The 5280-nt window shown below is 53.5% G+C and carries 5 protein-coding genes; 4 read left to right on the forward strand and 1 reads right to left on the reverse strand.

From position 1 onward, the window contains the following. Positions 1 to 353: 353 nt before the first annotated feature. The gene (locus Q0238_RS09585; protein WP_297945565.1) at positions 354 to 521 is read left to right on the forward strand and encodes a hypothetical protein; all 168 of its coding nucleotides are present in this window, start codon (positions 354 to 356) and stop codon (positions 519 to 521) included. A gap of 101 nt (positions 522 to 622) precedes the next feature. On the opposite strand, the gene Q0238_RS09590 is transcribed toward Q0238_RS09585, so the two are convergent. Next, positions 623 to 1135, reverse strand: a complete 513-nt coding sequence (locus Q0238_RS09590) for a hypothetical protein (RefSeq protein WP_297945567.1) — start codon at positions 1133 to 1135, stop codon at positions 623 to 625. 436 nt (positions 1136 to 1571) lie between these two features. Between Q0238_RS09590 and Q0238_RS09595 the strand changes: the two genes are divergently transcribed. From Q0238_RS09595 to Q0238_RS09605, 3 genes are all read left to right on the forward strand, one after another. After that, a complete protein-coding gene (locus Q0238_RS09595) occupies positions 1572 to 3461 on the forward strand; it encodes an ATP-binding cassette domain-containing protein (protein ID WP_297945568.1) in 1890 nt (629 codons plus the stop codon). After that, positions 3448 to 4320, forward strand: coding sequence for a hypothetical protein (locus Q0238_RS09600; protein ID WP_297945570.1), 873 nt, complete (start codon positions 3448 to 3450; stop codon positions 4318 to 4320). The genes Q0238_RS09595 and Q0238_RS09600 overlap by 14 nt, the downstream gene beginning before the upstream one ends. Then, positions 4317 to 5280 (forward strand): ABC transporter permease (locus tag Q0238_RS09605; RefSeq protein ID WP_297945572.1); only part of this gene is annotated, 964 nt, incomplete at its 3' end. The genes Q0238_RS09600 and Q0238_RS09605, both read left to right, overlap by 4 nt.

Here is a 5280-nt window from a genome sequence, read left to right on the forward strand (position 1 = left end):
GCTCTAGCGCGAGCGCAAAGGTCGCCTACGTGAGCCAAACCGCGATGTACACGCCTCGCACGGTTCAGACCGAGGAGCTGCGCGCAGATCTCGTGTGGGAGGCGCGCGCTGATTTTGACGACGAGGGCGGCAGCTTTCGCTTAGGCCAGCCGATAAGCGTGGAATTTTAACGCGCGGGTAGCGCATAAGCATCGCGAGCGAGGGCGAAATTTAAAGCGCGGCGCAGGCGATAGGCAAACACTACGGATGGAATTTTATCGCGGCGCAACGCCCAAAGCTATCAGGTGCGGCGAGTTGGAATTTAAACGGTTGCCTTAGCGATAAAATTTTAGCGGCATAACGACGCGAAATTTATGAGCGATTTTGGCGGCACCTGCGGGCAAAATTTGGATAGCAGAGCCCATCGCCCGACAAAATTTTACGCAATGTCGCGCGAGCCGTGCATACGGCGTGAGCCTGATGAAATTTTAAAAGCGCGCTTCGAGGCAGAATTTAAACGGCGCCTGTTCGACAGAGAGTAGGGCGATGAAATTGAGCCGCTCCTAAAATACATCGTCTCGGCGGCGATAAAATCTGCGCGCTTATAAACTAAGCCGTACAAAGGCGAAAGGCGGCGAAAAATTTATCGCGAGAGTTTTGCGCGAGCAGACGGAGCTTTGGATAAAAGATCGGAATTCCGCAGCGCAGCGAGTAAAATTTGCCGAGATTTTGGCGCAAAACAGTGCGAGTTAAATTTTAAAATTTGCGGCTCGGCGGCGGAGACGAGGTAAAAGCCGAGCGTTAGAGTGGCAACGAGCTTTATTTCTAGCAGGCGTTTTGCGATAAACGAACAGCGATTGAACCGAGCGCGGACGGTAGTAAAATTCACTACGAAACGAACGGCGCGATAAAATACCGATTGTGCGCGGCGGTGAAATTTTACCCCAAAGGACGCGGTAGCTGAAGTCGGTACTATGCTAAAGAAAGCCGATAATAGGTAAAATTTCGCCAAAAGATATAGCGGCGGTAAAATTTCACCGCAAGAGGCGCGACGCAGATAGAAAGCTCTGCGCTCACAGCTCGCCAGGTGTTTGAAAATTTGCTTTCGTTTGCGTTTTGAAGCGAATTTATCGCGGATACTCACGGGCCGCTTCATGTTTTGGAGACCGCCCCGTTCATGCGCGTTGTGTGCGCATCGTTAGCGGCGCGGCTAGCCGATGCGATATGCACGCGCTCAAGACGGATCGGGCGGCGCGCGGAATATTCGGCGCGAGCCGTAAGCAACGCCGATCGTGCGGGCACTCGAATTAGAGCGGGCGATTGCATGGCGCCCAGGCGCGATAGAGCTTGGTTTTACGCGCTTGCGGTAAGTTGCGTCGAATTTATGCGAGGTTTGGGCGAAATTGTTCAACGTGCGACGCGAAATTTAAAGCGCGCGGCGGTTGTAAACCAAGATGCTGTAGCGGCTACGAAACCATGATGTCTCGGCGGCTACAGAAGCAAGGCGTCGCGACAAAGAGCGCTTTTTTGCTGCGTAGGTATCGTTCATCGCACCGAGCGACGGAGCGAGCAATTAAAATTTGGAGCTAAGCTTGGATCTACTAAATATCGTAAATTTAAAGAAATTTTACCTGCGAGAGGATCGCAGCAAAAACGTCGTTTTTGAAAATTTCGATCTGCGAATTGACGATGCGCCGCGGCTCATCAGCCTCACGGGCCCCGACGGCGCGGGTAAATCCACGCTTTTAAAGCTCATCTGCGGCATCATCGCGCCCGATTGCGGCGAGATAAAATTCGCAGGTTTCACCCCTAGCGGCGAAAATAAAGAATTCGTCCGCGCAAACGGCTATATGTCGCAGAGCCTGGGGCTTTACGAGGAGCTTAGCGTCTGGCAAAATTTAAACATCTTCGCAGGCCTAAAAGGGCTTGATCTAAAAAGCGGCGAGGAGTATCTGCGCGGGCTTTTGCGCCGCGTGGGGCTTTTGAAATTTAAAGATTACGCCGTGGATTCGCTCTCCGGCGGGATGAAACAAAAGCTAGGCGTCGCTTGCGCTATCGCAGCTCGTCCGCGGCTTTTGGTGCTCGATGAGCCCACCGTCGGCGTTGATCCGCTCTCGCGCAGCGAGCTGTGGGCGATCGTGCGCGAGTACCTGGATCAAAGCGGCGCGAAATGCATATTTTCGACGGCGTATTTCGACGAGGCTGCGGATGCCGATCTGACGCTGATCTTACTCGGCGGCAAGATCATAGCGCAGGAGCGCGCCGCAAAGATCACCGCGGCGCTGCGGGACCGCACCTTTCGCATATGCAGCGAGGATTATCAGAGCCTGGCGCGCCGCTTGATGTTTAAGACGCAAAGATTTTTAAAAAACTCCCCGCTCATCGATATCTGCCCCAGAGACGGCAGCGTCGATCTGCTAAGCGAAGAGCCGATAAGCCTGCGCGATCTGCAGGAGTTTTTAAATGCTAGCCTAAGCGGCAGCGACGAAGACAGAGGAGGCGAAAGCACGGAGCGCGAAAATGGGGACGGCGAAAATTTTAAAATTTCAAATGAAAACGAGGGCGCTAAATTTAGTGAAAGCGGAGACGCTAAAGTTAAAGAAAACGAAAGCGCTAAATTTAAACTGAGCCCGCGCGAGGCGAGCCTAGAGGATGCGTATATTTTTTTAAACAAAGCAGAGATCGGCGCGGCGAACTTCGGCTACGAAAAAAGGAGCTTCGATGCGGCTCAAACCGTCATCAAAGTGCGCGACGTGAGTAAAAAATTCGGCTCATTCACCGCCGTGGAAAATACGAGTTTCGAGGTCAAAAAGGGCGAGATTTTCGGCCTTCTGGGCCCAAATGGCGCGGGCAAGACGACGACGTTTCGCATGATCTGCGCGCTTTTGGGGATGAGCGGGGGCGAGATCTCGGTCATGGGCGAGGATCTGCGCTACGCCAAATCATCGATTAGATCGCGCATCGGCTACGTCTCGCAGAAATTTTCGCTTTATAAAAAGCTAAGCTGCTATCAAAATTTAGAGTATTTCGGCCGCAGCTACGGCATCGGTGGAGTAGCGCTGAAGCGGCGCATTGAGGAGCTTTTGAGCGAGTTTGGCTTGCAGCGGCTGCGAAACGAGACGTGGCAAAACCTGCCGTTCGGCGCGGGGCGCAACCTCAGCATGGCGTGCGCGCTCATCCATCGCCCCGAGATTTTGTTTCTCGACGAGGCCACCAGCGGCGCCGATCCGCTCTCGCGCAGGCTCTTTTGGAACCGCATAAATGCGCTGGCGCGCACCGGCGTGAGCGTGGTCGTGACGACGCATTTTATGGAAGAGGCGGAGTATTGCGATCGGTTTTTGATCCAAGATCGCGGCAAAATCCTAGCGCTAGGCAGCCCCGACGAGGTCTGCGTGCAGCACGGGCGGCGGCTTAGCGTGCAGCAGGCCTTCATAAACGAGGTGCAAAAATTTAGAAGCGAGGCGGGCGATGAGGGCTTTTGATCTGAATTTTGCGCGAGCGGCTAGGATTTTTGATCCGAATTTTATGCGAGCCGGGCGAAAAGCTGCGCGCCCGCGCGGTAAAATTTTAAGCGGCGAAAGGCTCTTGCGGGGCGATGAAATTTTAAACGGCGGCTGGATTTTGAGCGACCGGGCTTTGAACGTCGGTAAAATTCCAAGCGGCGGCGGGATTTTTAGCAGCGGCAAATTTTGGATCGATAATAAAATTTTGAAAGGCGGCGAAATTTTAAGAGATTGCGAAATTTCAAGCGGCAGCAGAATTTTGAATGAGGCATCGTGCGGCAGGGCACGGCGCGGATTTTGTAGATGGATACTGCGCGAGCTCCGCGCCGAAGCGAGCCCGCTTCGTCTGCGCCATAAATTTCAAAGCGCGAGCGGCTCGCAAATAGATTATAAATTTAAAAGGGCGACCGCTCTGCAAACAGATCGTAAATTTAAAATGGCAGTCGGTCTGCGAGTAGCTTGTAAATTTAAAGCCCTAATGCAAAAATTTCATCGCGGATCTTGCGCCGCCGTAGAGCTTTTACGTCAAAAATCTAGCAGCGAGACCGCGCTATGCAACCGCTTAAAATTTCAAAGCCCGCCGTATGCGATCAAGCGATTAAAATTTCAGGGCGCGATGAGCGAAATGGGCGCGGGCAGTCCGTCCGCGCCGTTAAAATTTCAAATCTCGGTTGCCGCACCTTCGCAATTAAAATTTTGGGGCGTGCCCGATACAGTCACGCGGCTAAAATTTAAAAGCGCGGTAGCCACAGCCGCATTTGCTGCGCGATTGAAATTTGGGGGCTCGTCGCGCGCAGTGCAGTGCCGCAAAATCCGAGTACAGGGGAAGGGCGGATGAACTTTACCTTTTTAAAAATCCTCGTAAAAAAGGAGTTTGCGCAGATTGCAAAGGATCGATCGGCGCTCGTGATCGCGTTTTTGATGCCGCTAATTTTGGTCGTGATCTACGGATACGCGATGCGAATGGACATAAAGCCCGTCAAGGTGGGCTTCGTAAGCGATCTGAGCTCCAAAATCGAGCGGGATCTACTCGGCGGATTTTTGGGCTCAAAATACCTGCAAACCCGCGTTTACACGGACTTAGAGAGCGCGAAGAGGGATTTTAGGGCGCACGAGATCGAGAGCATTTTGTATTTTGATCCGCGCTTTGCGGCTAAATTTCAAAACTCGTTGAGCGGGCTCGGCGGCGCGGGCGGCGGCGTAAATTTGAACCTCTCTGGCGATGAAAGCTCCTCCACAGGCGGTGCGGACGATCTCCAAAATGCGAGCAGCGCCAAAAATTTCCGTCCGCTTGAGTACGGCGATGCGGGCGCCAGCACCGAGATTGGCATAAACACCTCTGCGAGAGGCACCGGCGCAAGCGGCGAGGGTCCATACGGCAACGGCTCGGAAGCGGGCGGCAGCGGAGTAAATTCAAGCGGAGCGACTGCAAATTCCGGTAGCAGCGCAGGCGACATAGGCGTAGATCAAGGCGGCGTAAATTTAATCGGCGACGTGGGCGATACGAATGCTGGTTTTATCGGCGGCACGGGCGATCTCCAAAATACGAGCGGCGGCGTCAATGCGAGCCCCTTCGCTAACGTCGCTCGCAGCGGAGGCGGCGCTGCAAATAACAGTGGCAGCTCAAGTAATGTAGGAGGCGGCGCGAGCAATTCAAACAAAGACTGCGCCGAAATTTTCCTTATCCAAAACGCCACTCAGTCGCAGCTTGCGCTTCTTAGCTACGTTTACGTTGCAGGCGTGATCGAGCAGGTTTTGGCGCAAGATTACGGCTTTTTAAACGCAAATTTAAACGCCG

The sequence above is a fragment of the uncultured Campylobacter sp. genome (assembly GCF_938045775.1).
Classification (GTDB): Bacteria; Campylobacterota; Campylobacteria; order Campylobacterales; family Campylobacteraceae; genus Campylobacter_B.